Origin of the sequence: Anaerobacillus sp. CMMVII (assembly GCF_025377685.1) — a bacterium.
Lineage (GTDB): Bacteria > Bacillota > Bacilli > Bacillales > Anaerobacillaceae > Anaerobacillus.
In genome coordinates, this window is the sequence record NZ_JACEHK010000008.1 from 1 (window position 1) to 25,307 (window position 25,307).

Sequence of the window (25,307 nt, forward strand, 5' to 3'; positions counted from 1 at the left end):
GACATTAAGAAAAATGTCAAAGCAATAGTATTACATAAAATAGGCGGCTTTGCTGTATTTGGAACTGACAACATTATTATTTCAACATTTGTAAGTGTTGTAGCAGTAGGTTTATATTCTAACTATTACATGTTAATGGATATATGTAGAACTTTCATTAACCAGATATTTAATAACATTACTCATAGCGTAGGTAATTTACTAGCGAAAGAAACTAAACAGAAGATTTACAGTGTTTATAAAGTAACAATGTTTTTAAACTTTTGGATTTATTCTTTCTTTTCTATTTCATTGTATATTATGTTAGAACCTGTTATTACAATATGGATTGGCACTAATTTTCTATTAGAAAAAATAGTTGTAATAATGTTATTAATAAATTTTTTTATTTCTGGGATGAGACGATCTATCTCAACTGTAAAAGAAACAGCAGGTATTTTTCATGAAGATAGATATGCCCCCTTATTTGAGGCAGCAATAAATCTAGGAGCATCTATTTATCTAGTACAACACTTTGGAATGATGGGTGTTTTTATGGGGACCTTAATTAGTACTTTACTTATACCATTCTGGGTCGCACCATATTTAGTATATAAAAAGGTTTTTAAAAAACCAGTAATTTATTACTTTATTAGATATTTAATCTATTCTATTGTTGGTCTTGTAACACTATTTGTAACTTATTATCTCTGTGGCTTCGTTACAATGACGGGGATAACTGGTCTATTTATTAAAGGGATAATTTGCATAGTAATTCCGAATTTCTTGTATGTAATTACTTTCTATAAAACTGCTGAATATAAATATTTAAGAGGTGTATTAAGAGGAATAATACTTAAGAAAGTTAGGAAAGATGAGTCTTCATCAGTAGCTTAAATTCGATTGTTTAGAAAAGAAAGGGAAGTGGACATGTTAAGAAGACCAGCAATCTCTATAGTAATACCTATTTATAATGTTGAAAAGTATATTAATACTATTCTGGACTGTATATTAGAGCAATCTTTTACAGAATTTGAATTAATCCTTGTGAATGATGGGTCAACTGATAATTGCGGTACTATTTGTGATCATTATGCACAGCATGATAATAGAATTAAGGTTGTTCATAAGTTGAATGGTGGTCCAAGTAGTGCTAGAAATGCAGGAATAGAATTGCAATAGGGGAGTATATCGTTTTTATTGATCCTGATGATAAAATAACTGATGACTATTTAGTCAAATTGTATAGTATTGCTAAAAAAAATATGTGTGATGCTATAGTTAGTGGATATCAAACAGTACCTACTAATAATGTTATTGAGCCAGGCTTTAAACTTAATCAAGTTATGAACGGCAAAGAGTTTGTTCTCAGTTCGCCAGCAGTTCATTCCAAAAACGATCTTTGTTTTGTATGGAGATACATCTATAAGTTACAGATTATTAATGAAAGTAACATCCGCTTTAATGAACAAGTGTTTATTGGCGAGGATGTTATTTTTAATTTGGAATACTTATTATCGTCTAAAAGAGTTATGGCAATAGCTGATCAATTATATTTGTACACTGTAGATAATCCAGACAGTTTAATGAGAGTTTCGTATAAACCAAAATTAGAAAGTAGTTTAGTGCTTCAATATAAAATTAGAAAGGAGTTTTCCAAGAAATATAGTTTATTAGAACATGAACACTATACTAAAGATATTGGTAATTATTATATAAACAATATATATTGGATGTTGATTGATAATTGTAAGAATAACGAGAATATAAATTAAAAAGAAAATTACAAAAAATAAGAAACTACCAAATGATAAAAGATAGTATCAAAGAGATTGGCTTTTCCTATAATTGTAACAATTTTAAGGAATATATCCATTACATAGCATTAAAATATAAAATATATCCTATATTGCTAGTGCTAATAAAAAAGAGATATATTCAGTAATACTTAATTATTAATTCTTTTACAAATTGACTAATAAAGAGGTGTAATGGTGAGTTTTATTTTTAAAAAGAGGGTTGTAAATCTTTGGAATTTGCTAATTGATTTGAAAATAAAATGCATAAATTCTTTCTTTATCATTAGAGATAAATTTGCTAAATTTTTCTTTAAACCTCCTCATGTAAAGACCATAGAACAAACAATTAGTGAAATAATAGAAAACAATAGTTCAGTTTCAAGGTACGGTGATGGAGAGTTTAAATTAATGGTTGGTAAAAATATAACTTTTCAGAAGTACGATCGAGTGTTAGCTAGTAGATTAAGGGAGATATTGTTGGTCAAAGATAAAAAAATGCTAGTTTGTTTACCAGATATATTTGAAGATCTTTCAAGCTTAAGTAAAGAGCCGTATAATTATTGGAAGCTTCATATCTCTAAATTTAGGTTTAAATGGTATAACTATTGGACAATAAAAAGAATTATTTTAATTCATTTATATCGCGTTGGTATTATCAGTATAAGGATAAGTCAAACTGTGAAAGCATATTAAGACAATTAAGAATTATTTGGAATAACAAAGACATTGTTATAATTGAGGGTAGCAAAAGTAGATTAGGGGTCGGTAATGACTTATTTATTGATGCTAAATCAATAGAACGAATATTGGTTCCAGAAGAAAATGCCTTTAACTATTACGATGATATTTTGCAGGAAGCTTTAAGAGTTGACAGGGGAAAACTGATTTTATTAGCTATAGGTCCAACTGCTACTGTCCTTTCTTATGATCTATTTAAGAAGGGCTATCAAGCTATTGATATAGGCCATGTGGATATTGAATATGAATGGTTTCTAATGAAGGCGGTCACTAAAGTTAAAGTAAAAAACAAGTATGTATGTGAAGCCGGTGCTGGACAAGGAGTCGGTAGTATTAAAGATAAAAAGTATATAAGTCAAATAAAGAAGGAAATAATCTAAAAACCGTAATAAGGCTTGGTTAATAAAAGTAGACGAATTAAAGGGACATCTCACGAGTTGAGGTGTTTCTTTTTTCATTTTTGAGAGGAGAAAAATTGATGGAAATCTTAGTTACAGGCGGTGCAGGCTTCATAGGGTCACATACTTGCGTTGAGTTATTGAATGCAGGTTATGAAGTTGTCGTTGTCGATAATTTAATGAATAGTAAACAAGAGGCTTTAGACAGAGTAAGAGAAATTACTGGAAAGGAAGTGCTGTTCTATAATATAGACTTATTAGATAAAGATGCACTCAGCAAGGTGTTCTTAAAACATGAGATAAGGGCTGTTATTCACTTTGCTGGACTTAAAGCAGTAGGGGAATCTGTATCTCTACCATTGAAATACTATCACAATAATATTACTGGGACACTCAATCTATGTGAAGTGATGGAAGAGTTTGGAGTTCACCAATTGGTTTTTAGTTCATCTGCTACTGTTTATGGACTTCAGGATTGTGTCCCATTTCATGAAGAGCTTCCTCTACAAGCAACAAACCCTTATGGGAGAACTAAACTGATGATTGAGGAAATCCTTCGAGATCTTTATGTATCTAATAAAAAGTGGAGTATCGCCTTGTTACGTTATTTTAACCCTGTAGGTGCTCATCCAAGTGGTCTCATTGGAGAAGATCCAAACGGTATCCCTAATAATCTGGTACCCTATATCACTCAAGTAGCGATAGGTAAACTAGCGAAAATAAGTGTTTTGGGTAACGATTATTCCACTGACGATGGGACAGGGGTCAGAGATTATATTCATGTACTTGATTTAGCAGTAGGTCACCTAAAAGCATTAGAGAAAGTATCTTTTACTACTGGAGTAGAGGCATATAATCTTGGTACTGGTCGAGGGTATAGTGTGCTTGAAATGATCGCTACCTTTGAAAAAGTAACGGGCAATTCTATCCCCTATGAAATAGTAGATCGGAGACCAGGGGATATTGCTGTGAGTTATGCAGACCCAACTAAAGCAAAAAATAATCTGAATTGGATATCTCAAAAAGGACTCATTGATATGTGTGAAGATTCATGGCGTTGGCAAATGAACAATCCAAATGGGTTTGGAGAAGTTGGTCTAATAAAAAGTGGAAATAAAACTTTCATGAAATAGTAAATTGTTAAGAAAGGTGACTACTGATGGCTTATTTCTTCATCCTTGCGATTTTAAATTTGCTTGATGGTTTATTTACGTTTTGGGGTTTGTCAAACAGTTGGATTACGGAAGTAAATCCTTTTATGAATTGGATGTGGATTAAAAGTCCCTTATTGTTTCTAGGTTTTAAGATGTTTCTTAGTGTGTCTTTAACAGGATTAGCTTTTTATTTTTACCGTTTATCCTACCAAAAGTTATGGCGATGTGTAGTTATGGTCCTTAACATTGCATACAGTGTAATTTTGTTACTCCACATAAATTGGATTATATATATTGAGATAACATAATCACCTTAATCGAGTTATATCAAGTGTTTTAATGAAGATTATACGGTTAAATGTTCCTTTTGTTATTGTAAAAAAGTCCGTTGTTGTTAATAGGGGAGAATTATGAAGAAATTAGGTGGTATCCGTCTTTTTATAGGATTAACGTTATTATTCTGTGTACTTATCATATTTACATTTTGGAATAACAATAGAATAAAAATAGTAGAAGAAGAAGTAAAGGTTTATAATCTTCCAATAGACTTAGATGGTTTTACCATTGTTCAATTAAGTGATTTACATGAAAAACAGTTTAGAAAAGATCAAAAAAAATTGATTGATACTGTCAATTCCCTTCGCTATGATGCGATTGTATTTACTGGGGATATGTTGGATGGGAGAAAAAGCAAGAATTATCAACCATTTTACACATTAATAGAAGGCCTAAATAATAAAGAAACAGCGCTGTTTGTACCTGGAAATTCAGACCCTGCAATTTATCGATTAAATCCTTTTCAAAAGTCTGATTTTATCAAAGGTATGGAGGAGCGAGGAGTAAAGTTACTTGAGTCTGTACATAGCCTTTATGTAGGCAATTCAATGCTGCATTTCGTAGAATTTGAATTATCTATTGAAAATAAGGATTTAATGTTGTCTCAGTTAGAGAGAAGACTAAACCGAGAAAATGAACCGCATCCCGAATATTTTCGCCACAGAAAAAAATTATTTGAAGATCTTTCACAAATCGATGAATTAGGTTCCGAGGGTGTTTTAATAGCTTTGTCACATTATCCTATTGTAGATAAAAGATTAGATCTCATTGCTTCAGACTCAAGATTTCATTTAAGGGAATTTGATTTACTCATTGCAGGACATTATCATGGTGGACAGATACGCCTTCCATTCTTTGGTGCACTATTTGTGCCAGAATCTTTTTCAGACAGAAAAGGATTTTTTCCACCACAAAATAGAGTGAAGGGATTATGGAACTATAAAGGAATTAACCAATATGTGAGTGCGGGTTTGGGTAGTAGTGATGCCATCCCTTTCTTAAACTTTCGTTTACTTAATCCTCCGGAAGTAAATATAATAATCTTAAAAGCCAAATAGTATAAATGTTTTTTATTAATAAAAAATATTCAATTTCGTGTCAAGTTTTTTATTACGAATTTTTTATGGAAATAAATTAAATAGTAATTGACAGTAAAAACCTAAGATGGTATTTTAATAGTATAAACGTTCTTAATAAAGAACTGAACGATTTGACTTAAACTTATTGATAATCCAATAAAAATTTGGTTATATATTTTTAAAATCTTGTTCTTTATTAAGAACTTAACTCTTTAAGGGGAATTATACACTAGTTGATCTCAGGAGGAAATAATGAGTGCAATCGTCGGTATTTATAACACTAATCAAGAACCGGTAGTTCCTGATCATTCCAATAAACTTTTACAGTCATTACAACAATTTCCTGCGGACAGCGTTCAAGTTTGGGAAAGTGATAGCATCTTCCTTGGCTGCCATAACCAGTGGATTACCCCAGAATCGGTTGGAGAGACGCTACCATACTATGATTATCAAAGACAATTAGCGATAACAGCTGATGCAATAATTGATAATCGAGAAGAACTAATCTTACAGTTACATATAGATCCTTCTGAAGGGAAATACATTTCAGATAGTATGTTAATATTATTAGCTTACGAGAGATGGCAAGAAGATGCTCCTAAACACTTAATTGGTGACTTTGCGTTTATGATTTGGGATGAAGGAAAACAAAAAATCTTTGGTGCTAGGGATTTCTCTGGAACTAGAACACTTTACTACTATTCAAATAATAATTGTTTTGCATTTTCAACTATTATTAAACCATTATTTTCATTACCTTTTGTGAAAAAAGTATTAAACGAACAGTGGCTTGCCGAGTATCTAGCTATTCCAACCTTAGTAGAAGCAGTAGATATGAACAGTACAGTCTATCATTCGATCTTTCAAGTACCTCCTTCACATAGTATCTCTGTAGCTGATGGAATTGTTACGCTTAGAAGATATTGTACGATTGAGGTAAATGAAGAATTAAAATACAAATCAGATTTTGAGTATGTAGACGCTTTTAAAGAAATTTTTCAAAAAGCTGTAACTTCAAGAATTAGGACTTACGGGAGTGTTGGCTCTCATTTAAGTGGAGGACTAGATTCTGGTACCGTTGTTAGTTTTGCTGCAACAGCACTTCGGAAACAAGATAAACAGTTACATACTTATAGTTATATACCTGAAGAAAATTTCGAAGATTGGACACCGTATTACTATACTCCTAATGAGAGTCTATTTATTAAAGAAACTGTAAAGTATATTGGAAATATTAATGATCAATTACTGAGCTTTGAAGGGAGAAATCCCTTGTCAGAAGTTGATGAAACTCTAGAACTAATGGAAATGCCGTATAAGTTTTTTGATAACTCCTTCTGGTTGAAAGGTATTAATGAAATAGCCCATAAACAAGGAGTTAAGGTACTGTTAAATGGTGCTAGAGGAAATCATTCCATTTCGTGGGGGTCATGGAGCTTAACCACTGACTATTATGCGAGACTATTAAAAAAATTTAAATGGATTTCATTGTTTAATGAGTTAAATCACTACACTAGGGTCTATCAGACTGGAAAATCAAATATCCTTCCGATAATAACAAAAAAAGCATTTCCAATAATTAATCTACATCAAAAGAAAAATGATCAGGATTACCAATTTCCCCAATTTATAAGTGATGAATTAGCAATAAAAACAAATGTTTACGAAAAATTACAAGATTATGGAATGGATATATCCGGCAGTGCAGACAAAAGAAATTTAAATGAGTATCGTAAAGCATATTATCAGCAACTCTATCCTTGGAATAAGAGTGGTGTTGCAAATACAAACCTCTCACTAAGATATTCAATGTGGGATCGTGATCCTACGAACGATCTAGAATTGATTAAATTTTGTTTAGCACTACCAGAGGAGCAGTATGTAAAAGGAGGTCTAGAAAGATCTTTCATAAGAAGAGCAACCAAAGGCGTTTTACCTGATATGGTTAGATTAAATCAAAAAGCAGGGGGATCCAGGGGGCAGACGTAATTCACCGAATGAAGCCATATTGGCAAGAATTCATTGATGAGCTAGAAAATAATAGTAAGGACTCAATATTATCACAATATATAAATCAAGACGTAGTTCAAAATGCAATAAAAAAAATTAGCCGTGAGCCAAAACCAGAATTAATATTTGGTGACGATTATAAAATTCTAACTAGAAGTTTAATTGTTAGCCGTTTTATTAAAAGATTATCTTGAAAGGAGGTGAGAAAATGAAAAAAACATGGAAGTCTCCAACGTTAGATATTTTAACTGTAAGTATGACAATGAACGGTCCAGGAAATGCAAATCCAGATTGTTTTGATGCAGATGACGGAAGAAACGAAACTCATGAGGGTCAATCTAATGCAAGTTGCTTAGGAAGTTAATAAATATAAAAAGTAATGTTAGTTTGATAACGCCGTGAAACAAGGCTAATGTTATTATCATTTATACCTAATACCCCTTATACCTTAAGCAAGTATAAGGGTCATTATTTTAAAAATGGAGGAAGCATTATTGATTACAAATAAATTAGTCTACAGGGCTTTTGGGTATAATGTTTTAAGTGATTTTGATCTTCCGGAATTACCTAACAAATATGAAGTTAAAAAAGAGGAAGTAGACATTACTATCTCATTCTCCGAATTAAATGGTCAGTGGAAAAATATCTCTAAACAAGAAGACGATTATTTCGTACTCCGAGAAAACCTAATTATGTTTTGCATGCCAGGCATAGCTATCTTTTCAATTGAAAATGGAGACAAAATCTATGTAACTCCATTGGAGAACTCTCAGGAAGACCATATCCGTCTATATCTTCTCGGAACCTGCATGGGTGCAATCCTTATGCAACGGAAGATCCTGCCATTGCACGGTAGTGCCGTAGCTATTAATGGAAAGGTGTATGCCATCGTCGGTGACTCAGGTGCTGGCAAATCGACGCTTGCTTCTGCTTTTTTGCATAGAGGCTATCGGTTACTTAGTGATGATGTTATACCCGTTTCCTTTAACGAAGACAACATTCCTATAGTAACCCCGGCTTATCCGCAACAGAAGCTGTGGAAGGAAAGTTTAGATGCATATGGAATGCAATCTGACCTTTATAGACCAATTATTGATCGTGAAACGAAGTTTGCCATTCCAGTTCCGGAGCACTTTGAATATGAGGTTATGCCTTTAGCGGGAATTATTGAATTAACAAAAACTGAAAGTGACGAAATAGATATTAAACCTATTAATGACCTTCAACGCTTCCATACTCTGTTTTACCACACTTATCGTAACTTTTTCATTGAGCCTCTTGGTTTAATGGAATGGCATTTTAATACTTCAGCAAAGATGTTAAATAAGCTTGAAATGTACCAGATTAAGAGACCGATTTCCAGATTTACAGCCCATGATTTGACAGAAGTGATCCTTTCTACTATTACTAAGGAGGTAAGTGTTGGATGATTAAAAATCAAACAGTTTCTTTAAATAATATTGTGCGCCAAGGCACTGGGAATATCGTCAGTGATATGGACGGTGAAAAAGTGATGTTAAGCATTTCCAAGGGCAAATACTATAATTTAGGTGAAATTGGTGGGGAAATCTGGGAGCTTATTCAAACTCCTATCTTAATTGAAGAGGTAATAACTACACTTACTTCCCGATATGACGTGGAACAATCAGTTTGCCAAGAGCAAGTATTATCTTTTCTAGGATTATTGGCTAATGAAGGATTAATTGAAGTAAAAGAATCATAGGGGATTTAAAAATGGTAAATAAACTAAAGGTATTTTTCAAGCTTGATAGAAAAACAAAGTTACTGCTAGTAGAAGCTTATCTATATTTAGGGTGGGCCCGTATTCTGAAGGTCCTACCATTTGCAAAGGTTGCCCCTTCATTAGGCATACAAATGGAAGAAACCTCGTTGACACTGAAAAACGCTAACAAAGAAACGTTGAGAAGTGTCTCACATGCGATCCATGTAATGAGCAAATATACGTTTTGGGAAAGTCAATGTTTAGTAAAAGCGATTGCGGCGATGAGGATGTTAGAAAAACGAGGTGTGGAAAGTACTCTTTATTTAGGAACAGCAAAAGATACAAAAGGGATATTAATCGCCCATGCATGGCTACGCAGTGGACCTTTCTATGTTTCTGGATTTGAGGGAATGGAAAACTTCACGGTTGTTAGTAAATTTGCTAAGAAAATGACAGAGTCACAAACTAAAGGGGTAAACGATAATGGTTGATAATTTCTCTATTAATACGACTACTGTGACAAAGGAATTATCCCTCATCTTAGCTTTGTTAAAAAATGAAGAAGTCCGTGAGGAAGCCTTCGAAAGTATCAATTGGGATTTATTGATTGAGCTTGCCTACCATCATCGTCTCTATCCCATTCTCTACTCAAAACTTAAAAAGGTTAATAATTCTATTATTCCAGAACATGTAATTCAAACGCTAAGTAACCATTATAAGAGGAACACATTTCAAATGCTTCATCTATGTGGAGAAATGGAAACGGTTAGCGAGCTGTTTTTGAAGCAAGATATTCGTCTTCTGTTTCTAAAGGGTCCAGTACTAGCTCATTATCTGTATGGTGACCTATCACTTCGAACTTCTTGCGATTTAGATTTTCTCATTCCCATTGATAAGCTTGGCCAGGCAGAAGCACTTTTAATCGAGTTAGGTTATGTGAAGGATGATTACATAAAAACTGTATTGAACGATTGGCGCTGGCGGCATCATCACGTTACATACTATCATCCTCAGAAGGGGATTAAATTAGAAATTCACTGGCGTTTACACCCTGGTCCAGGGAAAGAACAGACCTTTGATGAGCTATGGAAGCACAAAAACACTAGTTCATTAACAACAAAACCGGTTTTTTATTTAGGTAAGGAAGATTTGTTTCTCTTCCTCATTACACATGGTGCCCGTCATGGCTGGTCCCGTTTGAGGTGGTTACAGGATATTCATCAGCTTCTACAAAAAGATTTAAACAATCGCCGACTAACTCAATTACTTACGAAATACCATTATCAACAAGTGGCAGGGAAAGCAATTATTTTAGCAGCACATTTATTTAATACGAACCTCACTCGAGAAATGAAGCAGCTAATCAATGGTGAGCGTCCTAAGAAGTTAGCTCAGGATACAATGTTTTATCTCCAAAAAATGGTGAATTTACACACCGATCCTGTTCCTGAAGAGGTTTCACGCTATCATAAAAGGTACTTATTTTCCTTAATGTCATTTCAGCAAAAAGTACTATTTATTTTAAGTTTTCTTTATCCTTATCCAGAGGATGCGGAGACGTTACCATTACCGAAAAAATTACATTTCTTATATTTTCCACTACGTCCTTTTTTATGGGTCTGGAGAAAAACGAGGAAGCATGCGTTATCTTAGGAGGCAATAAAATTGAAACACATTGTTTATTTTTTAAGACAAATCCATGCCTATGCCGGTAAAATTCTTTATATTAACCTCCTAGCGATGCTGTTTATTAGCTTACTAGATGGAGTTGGGATTTTGCTATTAATCCCGATGATAAGTATGAGTGGGCTTGTTGATATTGATCCTACAGGAACACCATTAGTAGGTATTTTTGATTTTCTTCAGTCAAATCCATTATCAGTAGGGCTGTCTATCATCCTGGGGTTATTCGTTCTTATAGTTATAGGTCAAAATTTACTCCAACGACAGATAGCCATAAAAGGATCTATTATTCAACACGGTTTCTTTAGACATCTACGAGTGAAAACCTATGATGCTTTGCTACATGCAGATTGGGGATTTTATATTAAAAATCGAAAGTCTGATCTAATTCATTTAATGACTGCTGAAATAGCAAGAGCAGGTGCGGGTACTCATTCGTTCTTACAATTTCTTGCTTCGTTAATTTTTACGTGTATCCAAGTTGTACTAGCTTTTTGGTTGTCACCAACGATTACAACATTTGTATTAGCTTCTGGCTTAATTCTACTTTTATTTAACCGTAAGTTTTTAAAACTCTCTCTTGAGCTCGGAAATAGGCAATTTACGTTAGGGAAGAATTATTTAGGTGGAGTCACTGATCAAATTAACGGAATTAAAGATATTAAAAGTAATACATTAGAAGAGTCAAGAATGCAGTGGTTTCATAAGGTCACGAAAAGCATGGAAGAAGAACAAATTGAGTATACGAGGTTAAAAACAAAATCACAATTGTACTATAAAATAGCTTCATCTGTTTTAATTGCAGGTTTTATATTTTTAGCAGTTAACCTGTTTAACGCTCAAGCAGCTCAGCTAATGCTAATTATCGTTATTTTTTCTAGGTTATGGCCAAGAGTGGCTGGTATTCAAGCATCTTTAGAACAAATTGCTACAACGATCCCAGCATTAAAAGCAGTGATTGCTTTGCAAGAGGAGTGTAGGAATGCTAGAGAATTTACGCTTGTTAGTGGAGGAGCTGTGCAACCGCTTCAAGTACATCGAGGTATGGAATGCCGTGATGTCTCGTTTCGCTACAATCGTAACGAATCTAAATTTGCTTTAAAAAGTATCAACGCATTCATCCCAGCCAACCAAATGACCGCAGTCGTTGGTCCTTCTGGAGCAGGGAAGAGTACCCTAATAGATTTATTGATGGGGCTGAACCAACTTGAGAGCGGAGAGCTACTCATTGATGGCAAACCATTAACTAGCTCGAATTTGCAATCACTTAGACGTGCAATCTCATACGTACCCCAAGACCCATTCCTTTTCAATGAAAGCATTCGCGAGAATTTGCAATTAGTTGCACCGAATGCTAGTGAAGCGGAGATGTGGGAGGCATTGGAATTTTCTTCGGCGGCTGAATTTGTTCGAAAGCTTCCAGAGGGTTTGGATACGTTAATCGGTGATCGTGGCATTCGCCTATCTGGAGGAGAACGACAGCGGATTGTTTTAGCGCGGGCGATTTTACGTAAGCCTTCTATTCTTGTATTAGATGAGGCAACGAGTGCGCTTGATACGGAAAATGAGTCGAAGATCCAAGAGGCCTTAGAACGGTTAAAAGGGAAGATGACAATTGTTGTCATTGCTCATCGACTCTCGACTATTCGAAATGCCGACCAAGTGGTTGTTTTAAATGAAGGTGAGATTATTCAACAGGGTGGGTTTAACCAGCTTGCCAAAGAAAAGCGAAGTATGTTTAGCAATTTACTTAGTAAACAAATGGAGGTTGTCCATTCACAAACATCTACATAAAAATGTAGGTGTTTGTTTTTTTGTTTAGTATTTCATCTCTTTGCGATGATACGCTGCTTTTTTATAGTATTTAATTCTCGTTTCATTGTCTAAACAGTCTTTATAAAGATGATAGTTATAAACATATAAACAGCGGTGATAGGTCTCTTTTGTTTTCTTGATCATCGTTTTTGGAAAAGAGAACATATGGAAGACCTCCTCTAGTTGAATGTAAAAGAATGAAATGGAGTAAGTGTTTCTTATATACTATTTATGCGCATTTGTTCGGTAATATCCAAGAAAAAAAGCGATGCCGATAAAAACTATCGACGATCACTTTTGTCTTTTAAAATCTTATGTACGTAACTTATTTGTGTTCTAGAAGAAATTCCATTACTTCATCAATACTAATACCTATACCAATCGCTTCTTTCATTAATTCTACCCATTCTTGATCAAGGTTTTCACGAACAATATGATCCAAGCAAGATTCCTCCTAAAATACTTTCCGTATCTCAAGCAGCCCAGCCATCATTGTTCGATATCGACCATTAGACCTGTGACTTTGCGTCCTTAATTTTCATTAAGTTTGCCCTTTATTGAAAATTGCGAAAAATCATTTTGTATTTATATGACTTTGTTTTCCCTTTTCCTGTAGTATAAGGCTTGATCACAATATCTTGTGTAGAAATATGTAACTAACATAAAATAACAATTTGACAAATAAAAGTAAAATATTTAAACCTCATGGGTCTATTTACCTATGGTTTCGACATGTGGGAAGAAAGGACTATTAAGGGTTGTCGTGGTAGAACATTTTATCTGTAAATATATGTAGGTAAAGCGATTAAAATGTAGAAAACTTATTTTGTTTACAATTCGAAACACAGCTTTTTCCTAACTATTTTTCTTGTTTTTTGTTATCCTAAGAAAAGCTGTTTATTTTTGAAGGGAGAAGATCAATATTAGTTTCTGGATTTTATTCGTAAGTATTGCACTGTTATTTTTAGTGAAAAAGAAAACTTTTTTTCCCGTTCTATGTCTAAGTTTCATTTTGGTTGGTTGCAGTGAACAACAATCAATAGTACCAATTGAACCGCCGAACGTTGAAGAAGTAGTTGAACAGATTGAAGAAGAGGGTGAAGTTGAAGAGGTTGATGAGAAACGGATTGCTGTTACGGGGGAAGCTACGATTCATTTTATTGACGTTGGTCAAGGTGATGCGACGCTGTTAATGGGGCCAAACTTTACAGTTTTAATTGATGCAGGTAGACATGAACGTAATGATGTGGTTCCTTATTTACAATCTGTAGGAGTAAGCGAGATAGACTTAGTTGTGGGAACACATCCTCATGCTGACCATATTGGTCAGATTGATAAAGTGATCGAAGCTTTTACAGTGAAAGAAGTGTGGATGTCTGGTGATGCTCATACAACCCAAACCTTCGATCGTGTTTTGAGTGCGATCTTAGATCATGATGTCGATTACTACGAACCTAGAGCAGGTGAACAATTTGATATTGGTTCACTACGGATTAAGGTAGTAAACCCAAGCAAACTTTCGGGTGACTTTCATGAAGGGAGTATTGGACTCGTAACCACGTTTGGAGAGGTTTCAATTTTGTTTACTGGAGATGCTGAAAGACAGACGGAAGAAGCCATGCTTGCAAGAAAAGAACCCGTTCAGGCACAGATTTTTCAGTTGGGGCATCACGGTTCTAGTACATCAAATATAGATAGGTTTATCAAAGCCGTCAATCCTGAAGTAACGATTTATTCAGCGGGTGTAGATAATTCATATGGGCATCCTCACGCCGAAGTAATTGAAAGGCTTGTAGCAATGGATATCCCAGTTTATGGTACGCCAGATAATGGGACGATCATTGTGACAACAGATGGTGTTTCCTATACCGTCGATGCACAAGTAAAAAAAGTAGGGAAAATAGAAAAAGCTGAACCAGTACCGAAAGTTTCAGCGGGTCCGAGTATTGATATTAACACTGCTTCTATAGAAGAGTTGCAACGGATCACGAATGTTGGCGAAGAACGTGCTCAGCAAATCCTTCAACTACGTCCTTTTAAGTCGATTGATGACTTAACGCGAGTGAATGGGATTGGGGCTGGGAGGCTAAAGGAAATTAAGGCTGAAGGTCTGGCATGCGTTAAGTAATGTAGAAGATAGAATGTAGAATTGGTTTAGTGATGCTTTGAGCAAAACTAAACTATTTTACATTCTATATTCTACATTTTTTTTATCGTAAAGCACATCCTAAACGTATGTATGAATACGTAAGGAGGTCAAAATATCATGCGCCGATTAGCTACATTGTTTAGTATTGTAATGATAGGTGTGATCGCCATTTGGTATGCGAATGTGCATGAAAATGGTGAGTATCAAGGTCAAAGTCAAATGTCGATGCTCCAGCAGCAGGCACTAGATGAAGTAATGGCTGAGGATTTATCATTAACAACATCCATGTTTATTGATCAGCTGAAAAATCAGCTTTTACGATGGAGTGAGCAAGATTTTACAAATGGTGAACTATACGAACAGTTTCAAGAAGAATTGCGAAAGCATAATCACTTTGAAGCTTTTGCTGTAATGAACAATGATAAAGTTGAAAAAATGGCAGGGAATATCCACGAAAAAGATCTGCAAAAGCTGACTCATTCATTTAATGGCTTAGATAGCTCTGACCCTTATATGAAAGATGGAAATGAGTACATGCTTGTCGGTTGTTCTACTGATGAGGGGAAACAGGTGTTAGGAGAAGTGAATTTGTCTTTTGTGAAAAAATATGTGCGTGATTTAGCACATGTTGTTGATGCCAATGGTAATTTATTCATCGGTGGGGATGAAGCAGAGGTTGAATTTGAAGGTGAAGGAATTCGTCCTTATGGTGCAACGAAGGAAGTTCCTGAGCTAGGGTGGAAAATCCGCGTTCAATCCGAGGCTAGAGAGCTAGATGATCACGAACACTTTGTAGAACATGAAGCAATTATCAGTTTTGTTGATGGGATCAATGGAGGTGAATGGATCAAATCTTCGCCACTATCGTTAGTAAAGAATGGTGGTCCTTATTATGTTGTTCGTGATGAGACGAGAACGACGGATCAGCTTGTTCATGAATTAAGCTTATTGGAAGAGATAGAAACTGTTGAGCCAAATTATTTCTACACAAAACAAGTGAACGAACCATTTTTAAGGCGACATGGTGAAATGGTTCCTAATGATGAATTTTACGAGCCATACCAATGGAATTTATCGCAAATTTTTGCCGAGATTGGCTGGAACATTACGAGTGGAACGAATGATGTCCCAATCGCCATTTTGGATAGTGGTGTCGATCCTGATCACGAAGATCTAGAAGAAAGGATCCTTATGGGGTATAACGCCTTCAAAGACGATGGGGAGTTTTTCGATGAACATGGTCACGGAACTCATGTTGCTGGAATAACGGCAGCTGCTACAAATAATATTATTGGGATTGCTGGTGTTTCGTGGGCGAATCCACTTTTACCGGTAAAAGTATTAAATGAGAAGGCAGAAGGAACTGCTTTTGAAGTTGCTCAAGGTATTCGCTGGGCGACAGACAATGGTGCAAAGGTTATTAATATGAGCTTAGGCGATACGTTTAACTCCAAGATTATGCATGATGCGATTAGGTATGCTTACAAAAAAGATGTTGTCTTAATTGCTGCTGCAGGAAATGATAATGTTGAAACACCAATGTATCCTGCTGCGTATGAAGAAGTCATTGCTGTTTCAGCTGTCGATAATAACCGACATAAAGCAATTTTCTCTAATTATGGAAACCACGTTGATGTGACGGCACCAGGTGAACATATCCCGAGCACGTTCCCAGATAATGCCTATGTGATGATGTCAGGAACTTCAATGGCTGCGCCCCACGTTGCTGGGTTAGCTGGTTTAATTCGCTCGATAAAGCCGGAACTCACCAATACTGACGTAGCTGAAATCATTCGTTCAACGGCTACTGATATTGGTCCACTAGGTTTTGATCCATATTACGGTTACGGTGAAATAAATGTAGTAAAAGCATTACAAGCGTTAAAAAACTATTAGAAAAGGCTGACTGAGAGTAGTCGACAAAAGTCGTAAAAGACAACAAGAAAAATAAGCCTTAGAAGGCTTATTTTTCTTGAACATGAACTTTTGACATGACTCTCATAGTTCGGTCTTTTTTCATGTGGTTTTGCCGGTGTTTCAGTAAGTTGAACGCTTCTTTAGGCTTATATTAAATCTTCCTTTGTAAATTCTTGAAAGGTAATTGAAGTTATCCTTTGCTGATTTTACATTGTTACGACTTTAGTTTGTTTTCGGTAACTGGCTGGCATATTGATGATCAATTTAGCCCCTATAGTTTTGCGTCACCATTTTTCAATGGCTTTGCCTGTTCGTGCCAATCATGTATGGAAGGGGAAGTATCCCTTTCATAACTTTAGCTTTGAAGAAGAACGTTTAAACACAGCAAATTTAGGATTAATGCGCGAAATTTTGAACTAGATTTAGTAGCTCGTCCAACTCTTGACTACACTTAATCGTCTTCTTCGACGTCATCCCTGTAATACTTGCTAGGTAAATCATTTGCATCCGTTTTTTTTCAATTACATGCGCTAACATCTTTTTTCAGTCACTCCTTAAATCTGCTGTGTTTATAATTTTGTTAAAGCTGTTCTCGTTATGTTGTTTTTTATTACGCAGTTTGAATTACCCACCGAGTTTATCATGGGGCAATATGACGTTGTATTAAAACAACAAAGTTACGAAAAAGACTTTGGTTCAGAGACTAGCACTCAGGCCAATCTCTAATGGTGCTTTGACACTTGTCGTCTTTTGCAATCTGCATGGAAGACCAAGTTGGTAAAAGCGCCATTCGTGCATGCGCTTGCGCCTTTTGTTACCTTGTTACCATTATTCAACAAAATCCCTAAAAGTTAAACGGTTTCGCTAAAACTAGTCACCAGTCTTGCAAATTTCTAAAAAACCGTCATTATTTCTTTGGTTTCGACAAGATTATCATTGGATGTCGACCTCTGCTTTTACTTATTTTGCATAATTACTTTAACCGAGTTAGATCAATCTAAATGTAGTGCGAACATAATAAATGATGAAATTCATTAGACGTACGAATTAATATTCAATCTCATCGTAGGCTTTCGGCTGAGGATCGCGTTCTTCAGGCGTGATGATGTCATACTTAATTTTCACTAGGTTGCTCGTTTTATTGTCTTGAGGTTTTTCATTATTTTTTTTCTGATTTTGTGCATGTTTCAAGTTATTTACACCCCACTTATGATATGATATTCCATATTATTTCCTTTTTTATTACATTTCATGTTTAATAAGGCTACTTATGCAAAGATTGTTGTTTTACAATTCTGTAGAATGAGAATACTAACCAAGTTTGATCCCATCTAACTCATACGTGTTAGAAAAAAAGCAATCTTGGTGGGTATATTCAAACTGCTAAGTTTACGATACATGCCATTAAGGAAACTAGAATTGAGGTGACGTCATTTGGAAAGAAACAACAATGAACTAGTCACAGACTGGGTGAAAAGACATAAGCTACTATTGTACAAGCTCGGCTACGTATTTTTAGAAGTAGAAGAGGTCATCGAAGTGGCTATTAAAAAGACTGTCGAAGTCTTTAAAGATGGCGTCGATTTTTCTGAAGAAGACTTGAAATATGCGTTTGTTAGCGAATGTTTGAAGCATAGAGTATTCCCCAGCATAAAACCGTTTGAAAACATCCAAGATGCGGTACAGATCCATTGCTTATTCTTCAAATATGTTCTACATATGAGTGCAGAAGAAATTGCTCGTTATTTACAAATAACACCTAGTGATGTCGAAAAAAACATAAATCTTGGTTTTGAAGCATTAATTGAAGCAGAAAAACTTGAGAAGTGTGAAACAACTGTTGAGAAACTAGTAAACTACCATGAAGGTCGGTTAAGTTTTGCGGAATATAAGGAAATAAATCTACTACTAGCAGAAAACAATCAATGTAGTGATGTTTTAGAGAGTGTATTAGCCATCATTGATGAACTATACGAGTTAGACAGAAAGCTTGTGCCTACTCCTTATTTTTTAGAAGAAAATCGACCGTTAACAGCAGTGCAATTAAAACGAAAAAAACGAAAACAGCAAATTTTTACCACAACTTTTGCACTTGCGCTAATAGTAGGGGTTATTATAAGTTCAGTTGGAGTAGCAGAAATTCAATACCAATGGAAACTATGGACAAGTGAGCGAGTCGGCTACGGAGAAAGTGTATTTGTTAGCACGATTGATCAAGATATCGAAATCACCATTACCCATGTTGCGGCAGATAGCACGCAAACGATGCTTTTTTATGAGATAAGGGATCTAGAAGATAAATATAATTATAATCTTAATTCTCACCAAGGGATGATGTTTGAAATCGTCGAAAAAGATATCTTTCAGTCTGTACGCAATGGGTTTTATAGTTCCCCAAGGTATTTTAGAATGAATTACGCGGAAGAGGTTGTTAATCAAGGGCGCCTAATCTTGCCGCCGATTGCTAATGAACATGAGACGATTACTGTTCATTTTCAGATTCTCCCCCAAGTGGAGAAAGGAACCGATATGCATGCTTATTATGACTATCAGCAGCGAAACCTAATTAGAGGGGATTGGATCCTAGAGGTGCCTGTTACCAAATATGAACCAAGAACAGTTGAAATTGATAAAACCATCGATGTCAAAGGGAAAGAAGTGTATCTTTCGCATCTTGAAGTCGCCCCGACGGCTACATTTTTGGTCTATAATTTGGGTTATGAGACCAATGAGCAAAGATATGAGTATCACGATTTGCAATTCTCTCATATCAAAGCGAATGGGAAAGAATACTTTCCTGACTATAATCTCGACTTTGGAAGGTACAAACCAATGGGATCTATTGAGAGATTTTTTCCCTTTGAGTCTATTTATTATTTACAACCGCGAGAATTAGAGCTCGTTTTATCTAGGTTGTATAGTAACTATGACTATCAACAGGAAGTTCAAATTGATTATGACAATCTTCCAATGGAAATTCCATTTTTGGACAATACCATCACAATAAAAGAGGTGGAAGTTGGAAATCCGGTGTTCATTAAAATTGAAGAGGAACTTGATTTAGATCGCAGCTATGATAGTTTTCACTTAGACGTCGCTTATCAAAATCGCAATTGGGGATATGGTATTTCTTCAGAAGGCATTTGGATTGATGGTGAAGGAAATCAATACAGTAGTTATGAAGAACTTATGGATTTAGATAATATTTTTGATTTACGGTATATCAGTACGGAGCAAACGATTGAAATTTATCTTGATGGCGAAGAATTTGACGAGGCGATGTTACCAGAAAAAATTATGATTAATAGCTATTCTAAGACGCACCTCCTCACTGACAAGGTGATAAAGCTGGAGCTCCAATAATGACGAAAGAGACTTACATTGTAGATGCTACAGTGTAAGTCTCTTTCTTTGAGTTAATTAAATCGTCACTTACATACAAAAAGCCTTTAATAATTGCAATAAACTAAGGACATTTTTATCGAGTAGAAAAAAAGTCACGTGAACCGCTTTCTTTTTCAAACCGAGTAGAGTAAAATGTAGTTGTTTAAGTTATTTAATTGTAGAGGGGGATCATTTTGACTCCAATTAAAGCGTGTATATTTGATTTAGATGGTGTGATTGTTGATACAGCTAAATTTCATTACTTAGCTTGGCGACGACTAGCCCGTGAATTAGGTTTTGACTTTTCCGAGGAGGATAATGAGAGACTTAAAGGTGTAAGTAGAATGGACTCTTTGAACATTTTACTTGAGATCGGCGGAGTTGAGTTAGATGAAATGAAGAAAGAAGAACTAGCAAGCAAGAAGAATGAATGGTATGTAGAGTTAATCTCCGACATGGATGAAAAGGAAATATTACCGGGTACGAAAGAATTTTAACAACATTGAAAGATGCTGGTATAAAAATTTCGCTTGGTTCAGCTAGTAAAAATGCAAAAACAATATTAACAAGAATTGGCTTAATTCACATGTTTGATTGCATCGTTGATGGAACTGACATAACAAAAGCAAAGCCAGATCCTGAAGTCTTTTTACTTGGTGCGAAAGCACTAAATGTCGATCCAAAAGATTGTGTTGTGTTTGAAGATGCTGTCTCAGGTGTAGAAGCAGCGATTAGTGCAGGAATGTATGTCATCGGTGTGGGTTCAAAACAAATACTACATAGAGCAAACGACGTGGTGGATTCTCTTGCAGAGATGTCGTTAGATAGGTTAGACATGTAACTAACCTTTATTTTAACGACAAATGCGCAAACGGTTGCCTTAAAGTAGTTTGATAGAAGGGATTGAGATAATATGAAACAATATTTAAAGTTAGACGAATGGTCAATCATTGAAGAAGGCTTTGAACCTGAAAACCATGAAGTATCTGAGAGTATTTTTAGTATTGGTAACGGTCACATGGGTCAAAGAGCTAATTTTGAAGAGGATTACTCTGGGAAATCACTTCAAGGAAGTTATATGGCAGGTGTTTATTATCCGGATAAAACCCGTGTTGGTTGGTGGAAAAATGGCTATCCTGAATATTTTGCCAAAGTACTAAATTCAACGAACTGGATTGGATTAACGTTAGAGATCGATGGTGAAAACTTAGACTTAGCAAAAGTCCCAGTGAGAGATTTCGTACGAACGTTAAATATGAAAGAGGGCTTTTTGGAAAGATCCTTTATTGCTATCTTACATGATGGCAAAGAGGTTAAGATTCATGCAAAGCGTTTTGTTAGCATCGTAGACAAAGAAGTAGGGACGATCCGTTATTCAATTACACCCTTAAATTTTAACGGCGAAGTGAAAGTGACTTCATATCTTGATGCTGATGTGAAAAATAAAGATGCAAATTACGATGAAAAGTTCTGGGATGAAGTTGCTAAAGAAGCGACTACGAATGTTGCCTCAGTGACAGTAGTAACAAAAAAGACAGAGTATGTCCTATGTTCAACGATGAAAACAGAGCTTATCCATAATGGTGTAAAAGTTGCCTTTACTCCAGAAGTAACGGAAAGCGAAAAGTTTGTTGCACATACGTTTGCGCACGCTCTTGTTGAAGGAAAAGAAACGGTCATCTATAAATACGTTGCCAATGTTACATCACGAGACTATGACAGGTCTGTCTTATCAAAAATTGCGATGGAGCGTCTTCAAGGAGCTTTAACAAAAGGCTTTGAAACCATGTTAAGCGAGCAAGCACAAGCTTGGGCTGAAAAATGGAAAGAAAGCGACATTGTGATTGAAGGTGATGTTGCAGCTCAACAAGGAATTCGTTTTAATATCTTTCAGCTAAATCAAACGTATACAGGGGAAGACGACCGTCTAAACATTGGGCCGAAAGGGTTTACAGGTGAGAAATACGGAGGAAGTACGTATTGGGATACAGAGGCTTATTGCTTACCATTTTACTTAAGTACTGCAGACCCGAAAATTTCAAGAAACTTACTTGTTTATCGCTTTAAGCATTTAGAAAAGGCAATTGAAAATGCAGAGAAACTAGGTTTTACAGACGGTGCTGCACTTTATCCAATGGTTACTATGAACGGAGAAGAATCTCATAATGAGTGGGAAATTACCTTTGAGGAAATTCACCGAAATGGGGCCATTGCCTATGGAATATATAATTATGTCAATTACACTGGTGATAAAGCTTACTTAGGCGAGTATGGTTTGGATGTATTAATTGGGATTTCAAGGTTTTGGGCACAACGTGTAAATTATGTGCCAGCAAAAAATCAGTACATGATGTTAGGTGTAACCGGTCCAAATGAATACGAAAACAATGTAAATAACAACTGGTATACAAACCGAATTGCATCTTGGACTTTAGAATACACCCTGTCAGCTATGGATTTCTTAAAAGATACTGATAAAGCTCGCTACGAAGAGTTAGAGCGGAAGTTAAAAATTTCAACAGAAGAAACTGCGAAATGGGTCGACATAATTGAAAAAATGTACTATCCATATGACGAAGAGATGGGAATATACCTACAACAAGACGGGTTCTTAGATAAAGAGTTAATTCATGTGAAAGATTTAGACCCTAAACATTTGCCATTAAACCAAAATTGGTCTTGGGATCGAATTTTGCGTTCTTGCTTTATTAAACAAGCTGATGTTCTCCAAGGTCTTTACTTCTTAAATGATGAATTTGATATGGAGACAAAGAAAAAGAACTTTGATTTTTATGAGCCAATGACAGTTCATGAATCATCACTATCACCTTGCGTTCATTCGATCTTGGCTTGTGAATTGGGGTATAAAGACAAAGCATATGAAATGTATTTAAGAACAGCGCGCCTTGACTTAGACAACTATAACAACGATACCGAAGATGGATGTCATACAACAAGTATGGCTGGAACTTGGATGAGTGTTGTTCAAGGATTTGGTGGTTTCAAAGTGAAAAATGACCAAGTAATTCTAAATCCTTTTATCCCTGGTGAGTGGAAGTCATTTTCATTTAAGGTTGTCTTTAGAGGAGCTTTACTAAATATTAAAGTTTCAGCAGATCAAATTTCAATTACGAACGAGACAGAAGTTACGATACCAGTGATTATTCATGGGACAAAATACACTGTTAATGGGAATGATACCTTAGCTGTTCATTATTAACTTTCATTTCCACAGCAAAAAGAAGCAGTTGACATCATGTCAATCGCTTCTTTTTTGTAGTTTAAGAAAGTATAAAATTTCAACGTAATAACTGTCTAGCTCCAGCGCCCAGCCCCTCGAGGTCAAATAACCTTCGAGAATAAAAGTGAAAGAGCACACTTTTTTTCTCGAAGAACATTTGCTTGTCGGGGCTAAGCAGGGCGCTTGCGCTTTTCTTAGTTAGGTAGGTATAGGGCTAGCTAATTAATTGTGGTTTTTTTACTTCGTAATAGAAGTCTGGTTTTTTCGCACCTCTAAGCATTAGTTCACGCATGAGAGATTTATACTGGCCGATTGTTAAGTGATTATTTAGGTATGATAAAGTGGCAAAATCTAGAAGTTGGTTTACATTTGCAGGTTTATCATTTTTAGCTGAAATATACTTTTCAATAAGCATTTTTACGATCATAGCGCCCTCCTCACAAACCGATGTTTGCTTGTTTTCATTTATCTTAGCATGGAAACTATCATTTTGATTTGTTTAGAATTTTTTAACTTCAGACATTTTCTTACATTTTTTTACCTTAACAAACAAATTACCACGTTATCCGAAGGGGGTCTTTTGTAGATTTGATAAAAAAATGAAATCTTATCGTGAATTATGCGAATTTTCTTTGGGAGTTTTTCTACTTTAGCTTAAATGATGATTTGTGAATTTACCATATTCACCATATTAACGATATTAATTCTAGTAATTCATGATTGGTTTTAGGGGGCGTAGGTAAGTATAAACTAGGCTTTACACGATACTTTGCGTGAAGCCAGAAGAAGCCGTATTTTGATTTGTCTCAACACGGCTTTCTTTTTACAAGAAGATAATAAGCGTTAATAGCTTATGGTTTTATTTGCGATTCCCCGTTTCATCATTTCCTCTATTTCTTCAGAAGTAACATCACGAAAGGTACGAAACGTATAGTCTTGTTTTTGATAGTAGTCGATGATTTCGGGTAATAATTGGGCAGTTGCTTTATTTGGTGCAATATCATGAAATAAAGCAACGATAAAGTTATTGTTCTGAGAACCTTTGATCACTTGCTCAAGCATTTTGTTAGGTTTTTTTGAAATTTTTGTGGCATCTCCTGAAATGACATTCCAGTCAATATAGGTGTATCCGCGAGCTCTTAGGTCTGACGTTAAGCTAGGCATGAACTGCTTTCCACCAAATTTAATGGAACTTGGGTTTGAAGACCCGCCTGGAAATCGAAAGATCGTAGGAGATTTAAACCCTAGTATGTCTTCATATACAGTTTCTACCTTAGCAAGATCTTTATAAAACATATCGAATGTGGAATAAATTGAATAATTATGAGAATATGAATGTGGTAATACCATATGCCCATTTTCATAGGTTTGCTTTACGATCTCAGGATATTGCTCCATCATTGTTCCGATTGTAAAAAAAGTTGCTTGGACATTCTTTTTATTTAAAATAGCCAAAATGTCCTTTGTCAGTGGGGAGGGTCCGTCATCAAAGGTTAAGAAGACCTTTTTGGTAGGTTTTTTCTCAACAGCTAAACGAGAGAGTTCTGATTCTAATTGTTGTATCTTATCATTTAATGTTTTGATCTGGGTCTCAAGTTCAGCTACTTGTTGTTCTTTTTCTTCAAGTTCATTTTCATTAGGTAGGTTATTCATTTGTTGTTCGAGGATCGTTAATTTTTCGTTTAAAAGTTCTAATTGCCGTGATGACTGATTTAGCCCTATGTAATAAGCTGTAAAGATGAAAATGGCAGTTAAGAAAAGTATGCCTAAAAATTTTTGTTTCATATTCCCAAGCCCCCTTTCATCTTCTTCTAACGTATTTTGTCGATGTGACCTTCTTTATTGTGAACGATTTTATCTAATAAATGTTTATCAAATTTTGGTAAAGAATGGAGGTTGTAT

22 protein-coding genes, 3 pseudogenes and 2 riboswitches are annotated in these 25,307 nt (G+C 35.3%); of the genes and pseudogenes, 19 read left to right on the forward strand and 6 right to left on the reverse strand.

The annotated features are described in order from the left end of the window. From H1D32_RS10620 to H1D32_RS10680, 14 genes and pseudogenes are all read left to right on the forward strand, one after another. Positions 1-876: MATE family efflux transporter (locus H1D32_RS10620; RefSeq protein ID WP_261178271.1), on the forward strand; the 876-nt coding region annotated here is incomplete at its 5' end. A gap of 33 nt (positions 877-909) precedes the next feature. After that, positions 910-1,161: a glycosyltransferase gene (locus H1D32_RS10625; RefSeq protein WP_261178272.1), complete on the forward strand. Its 252-nt coding sequence runs from the start codon at positions 910-912 to the stop codon at positions 1,159-1,161. 59 nt (positions 1,162-1,220) lie between these two features. After that, positions 1,221-1,754 (forward strand): hypothetical protein, encoded by a 534-nt coding sequence (locus H1D32_RS10630; protein WP_261178273.1) that lies wholly within the window; start codon positions 1,221-1,223, stop codon positions 1,752-1,754. 432 nt (positions 1,755-2,186) lie between these two features. Next, a pseudogene (locus H1D32_RS10635) lies at positions 2,187-2,896 on the forward strand (GT-D fold domain-containing glycosyltransferase). Positions 2,897-2,994: 98 nt separating this feature from the next. Continuing rightward, the gene (galE, locus tag H1D32_RS10640; protein ID WP_261178274.1) at positions 2,995-4,047 is read left to right on the forward strand and encodes a UDP-glucose 4-epimerase GalE; all 1,053 of its coding nucleotides are present in this window, start codon (positions 2,995-2,997) and stop codon (positions 4,045-4,047) included. 26 nt (positions 4,048-4,073) lie between these two features. Beyond that, positions 4,074-4,376: a DUF5658 family protein gene (locus H1D32_RS25385; protein ID WP_396126171.1), complete on the forward strand. Its 303-nt coding sequence runs from the start codon at positions 4,074-4,076 to the stop codon at positions 4,374-4,376. Positions 4,377-4,478: 102 nt separating this feature from the next. Beyond that, a complete protein-coding gene (locus tag H1D32_RS10645; RefSeq protein ID WP_261178275.1) occupies positions 4,479-5,462 on the forward strand; it encodes a metallophosphoesterase in 984 nt (327 codons plus the stop codon). A 273-nt stretch (positions 5,463-5,735) separates the two neighbouring features. Continuing rightward, positions 5,736-7,687 (forward strand): annotated as a pseudogene (locus H1D32_RS10650) (asparagine synthase-related protein). 14 nt (positions 7,688-7,701) lie between these two features. Continuing rightward, positions 7,702-7,857 (forward strand): paeninodin family lasso peptide, encoded by a 156-nt coding sequence (locus H1D32_RS10655; protein ID WP_261178276.1) that lies wholly within the window; start codon positions 7,702-7,704, stop codon positions 7,855-7,857. 115 nt (positions 7,858-7,972) lie between these two features. Beyond that, the gene (locus H1D32_RS10660; protein WP_261178277.1) at positions 7,973-8,923 is read left to right on the forward strand and encodes an HPr kinase/phosphorylase; all 951 of its coding nucleotides are present in this window, start codon (positions 7,973-7,975) and stop codon (positions 8,921-8,923) included. Beyond that, on the forward strand, positions 8,920-9,216 hold the full coding sequence (locus H1D32_RS10665) for a lasso peptide biosynthesis PqqD family chaperone (RefSeq protein ID WP_261178278.1): 297 nt from the start codon (positions 8,920-8,922) through the stop codon (positions 9,214-9,216). Before H1D32_RS10660 ends, H1D32_RS10665 begins: the two co-directional genes overlap by 4 nt. Positions 9,217-9,227: 11 nt before the next feature. Continuing rightward, positions 9,228-9,707, forward strand: a complete 480-nt coding sequence (locus tag H1D32_RS10670; RefSeq protein ID WP_261178279.1) for a lasso peptide biosynthesis B2 protein — start codon at positions 9,228-9,230, stop codon at positions 9,705-9,707. Beyond that, positions 9,700-10,869: a nucleotidyltransferase domain-containing protein gene (locus H1D32_RS10675; protein WP_261178280.1), complete on the forward strand. Its 1,170-nt coding sequence runs from the start codon at positions 9,700-9,702 to the stop codon at positions 10,867-10,869. Before H1D32_RS10670 ends, H1D32_RS10675 begins: the two co-directional genes overlap by 8 nt. Before the next feature lie 12 nt (positions 10,870-10,881). Next, positions 10,882-12,693, forward strand: coding sequence for an ABC transporter ATP-binding protein (locus H1D32_RS10680; RefSeq protein ID WP_261178281.1), 1,812 nt, complete (start codon positions 10,882-10,884; stop codon positions 12,691-12,693). Between the two features lie 24 nt (positions 12,694-12,717). Here the strand turns inward: H1D32_RS10680 and H1D32_RS10685 are convergent, their stop codons facing one another. Together H1D32_RS10685 and H1D32_RS10690 are read right to left on the reverse strand one after the other, a co-directional pair. Continuing rightward, positions 12,718-12,879, reverse strand: a complete 162-nt coding sequence (locus H1D32_RS10685; RefSeq protein WP_261178282.1) for a hypothetical protein — start codon at positions 12,877-12,879, stop codon at positions 12,718-12,720. Positions 12,880-13,039: 160 nt separating this feature from the next. Then, positions 13,040-13,156 (reverse strand): anti-repressor SinI family protein, encoded by a 117-nt coding sequence (locus H1D32_RS10690; protein ID WP_261178283.1) that lies wholly within the window; start codon positions 13,154-13,156, stop codon positions 13,040-13,042. A 31-nt stretch (positions 13,157-13,187) separates the two neighbouring features. Further along, positions 13,188-13,276, reverse strand: a riboswitch (cyclic di-GMP riboswitch). A gap of 450 nt (positions 13,277-13,726) precedes the next feature. On the opposite strand from H1D32_RS10690, the gene H1D32_RS10695 reads away from it, so the two are divergent. Both H1D32_RS10695 and H1D32_RS10700 read left to right on the forward strand, forming a co-directional pair. Next, the gene (locus tag H1D32_RS10695; RefSeq protein WP_261178284.1) at positions 13,727-14,842 is read left to right on the forward strand and encodes an MBL fold metallo-hydrolase; all 1,116 of its coding nucleotides are present in this window, start codon (positions 13,727-13,729) and stop codon (positions 14,840-14,842) included. Positions 14,843-14,980: 138 nt separating this feature from the next. Then, positions 14,981-16,759, forward strand: coding sequence for a S8 family peptidase (locus H1D32_RS10700; RefSeq protein ID WP_261178285.1), 1,779 nt, complete (start codon positions 14,981-14,983; stop codon positions 16,757-16,759). Positions 16,760-17,012: 253 nt separating this feature from the next. Continuing rightward, a riboswitch (cyclic di-GMP riboswitch) is annotated at positions 17,013-17,098 on the reverse strand. Between the two features lie 78 nt (positions 17,099-17,176). On the opposite strand, the gene H1D32_RS10705 is transcribed toward H1D32_RS10700, so the two are convergent. Together H1D32_RS10705 and H1D32_RS10710 are read right to left on the reverse strand one after the other, a co-directional pair. Next, positions 17,177-17,317, reverse strand: coding sequence for an aspartyl-phosphate phosphatase Spo0E family protein (locus tag H1D32_RS10705; RefSeq protein WP_261178286.1), 141 nt, complete (start codon positions 17,315-17,317; stop codon positions 17,177-17,179). Between the two features lie 510 nt (positions 17,318-17,827). Next, entirely contained in the window at positions 17,828-17,971 is a 144-nt protein-coding gene (locus tag H1D32_RS10710; protein ID WP_261178287.1) for a hypothetical protein, read from the reverse strand. A 243-nt stretch (positions 17,972-18,214) separates the two neighbouring features. On the opposite strand from H1D32_RS10710, the gene H1D32_RS10715 reads away from it, so the two are divergent. From H1D32_RS10715 to H1D32_RS10725, 3 genes and pseudogenes are all read left to right on the forward strand, one after another. Beyond that, the gene (locus H1D32_RS10715; protein WP_261178288.1) at positions 18,215-20,143 is read left to right on the forward strand and encodes a DUF4179 domain-containing protein; all 1,929 of its coding nucleotides are present in this window, start codon (positions 18,215-18,217) and stop codon (positions 20,141-20,143) included. A gap of 215 nt (positions 20,144-20,358) precedes the next feature. Beyond that, positions 20,359-21,005 (forward strand): annotated as a pseudogene (gene pgmB / locus H1D32_RS10720) (beta-phosphoglucomutase). 72 nt (positions 21,006-21,077) lie between these two features. Beyond that, positions 21,078-23,384 (forward strand): glycoside hydrolase family 65 protein, encoded by a 2,307-nt coding sequence (locus H1D32_RS10725; RefSeq protein ID WP_261178289.1) that lies wholly within the window; start codon positions 21,078-21,080, stop codon positions 23,382-23,384. Positions 23,385-23,619: 235 nt separating this feature from the next. Here H1D32_RS10725 and yppF read toward each other — a convergent pair whose 3' ends face one another. Beyond that, positions 23,620-23,832, reverse strand: coding sequence for a YppF family protein (yppF, locus tag H1D32_RS10730; RefSeq protein WP_261178290.1), 213 nt, complete (start codon positions 23,830-23,832; stop codon positions 23,620-23,622). 416 nt (positions 23,833-24,248) lie between these two features. Next, positions 24,249-25,190 (reverse strand): DUF2730 family protein, encoded by a 942-nt coding sequence (locus tag H1D32_RS10735; protein WP_261178291.1) that lies wholly within the window; start codon positions 25,188-25,190, stop codon positions 24,249-24,251. Between the last annotated feature and the right edge of the window lie 117 nt (positions 25,191-25,307).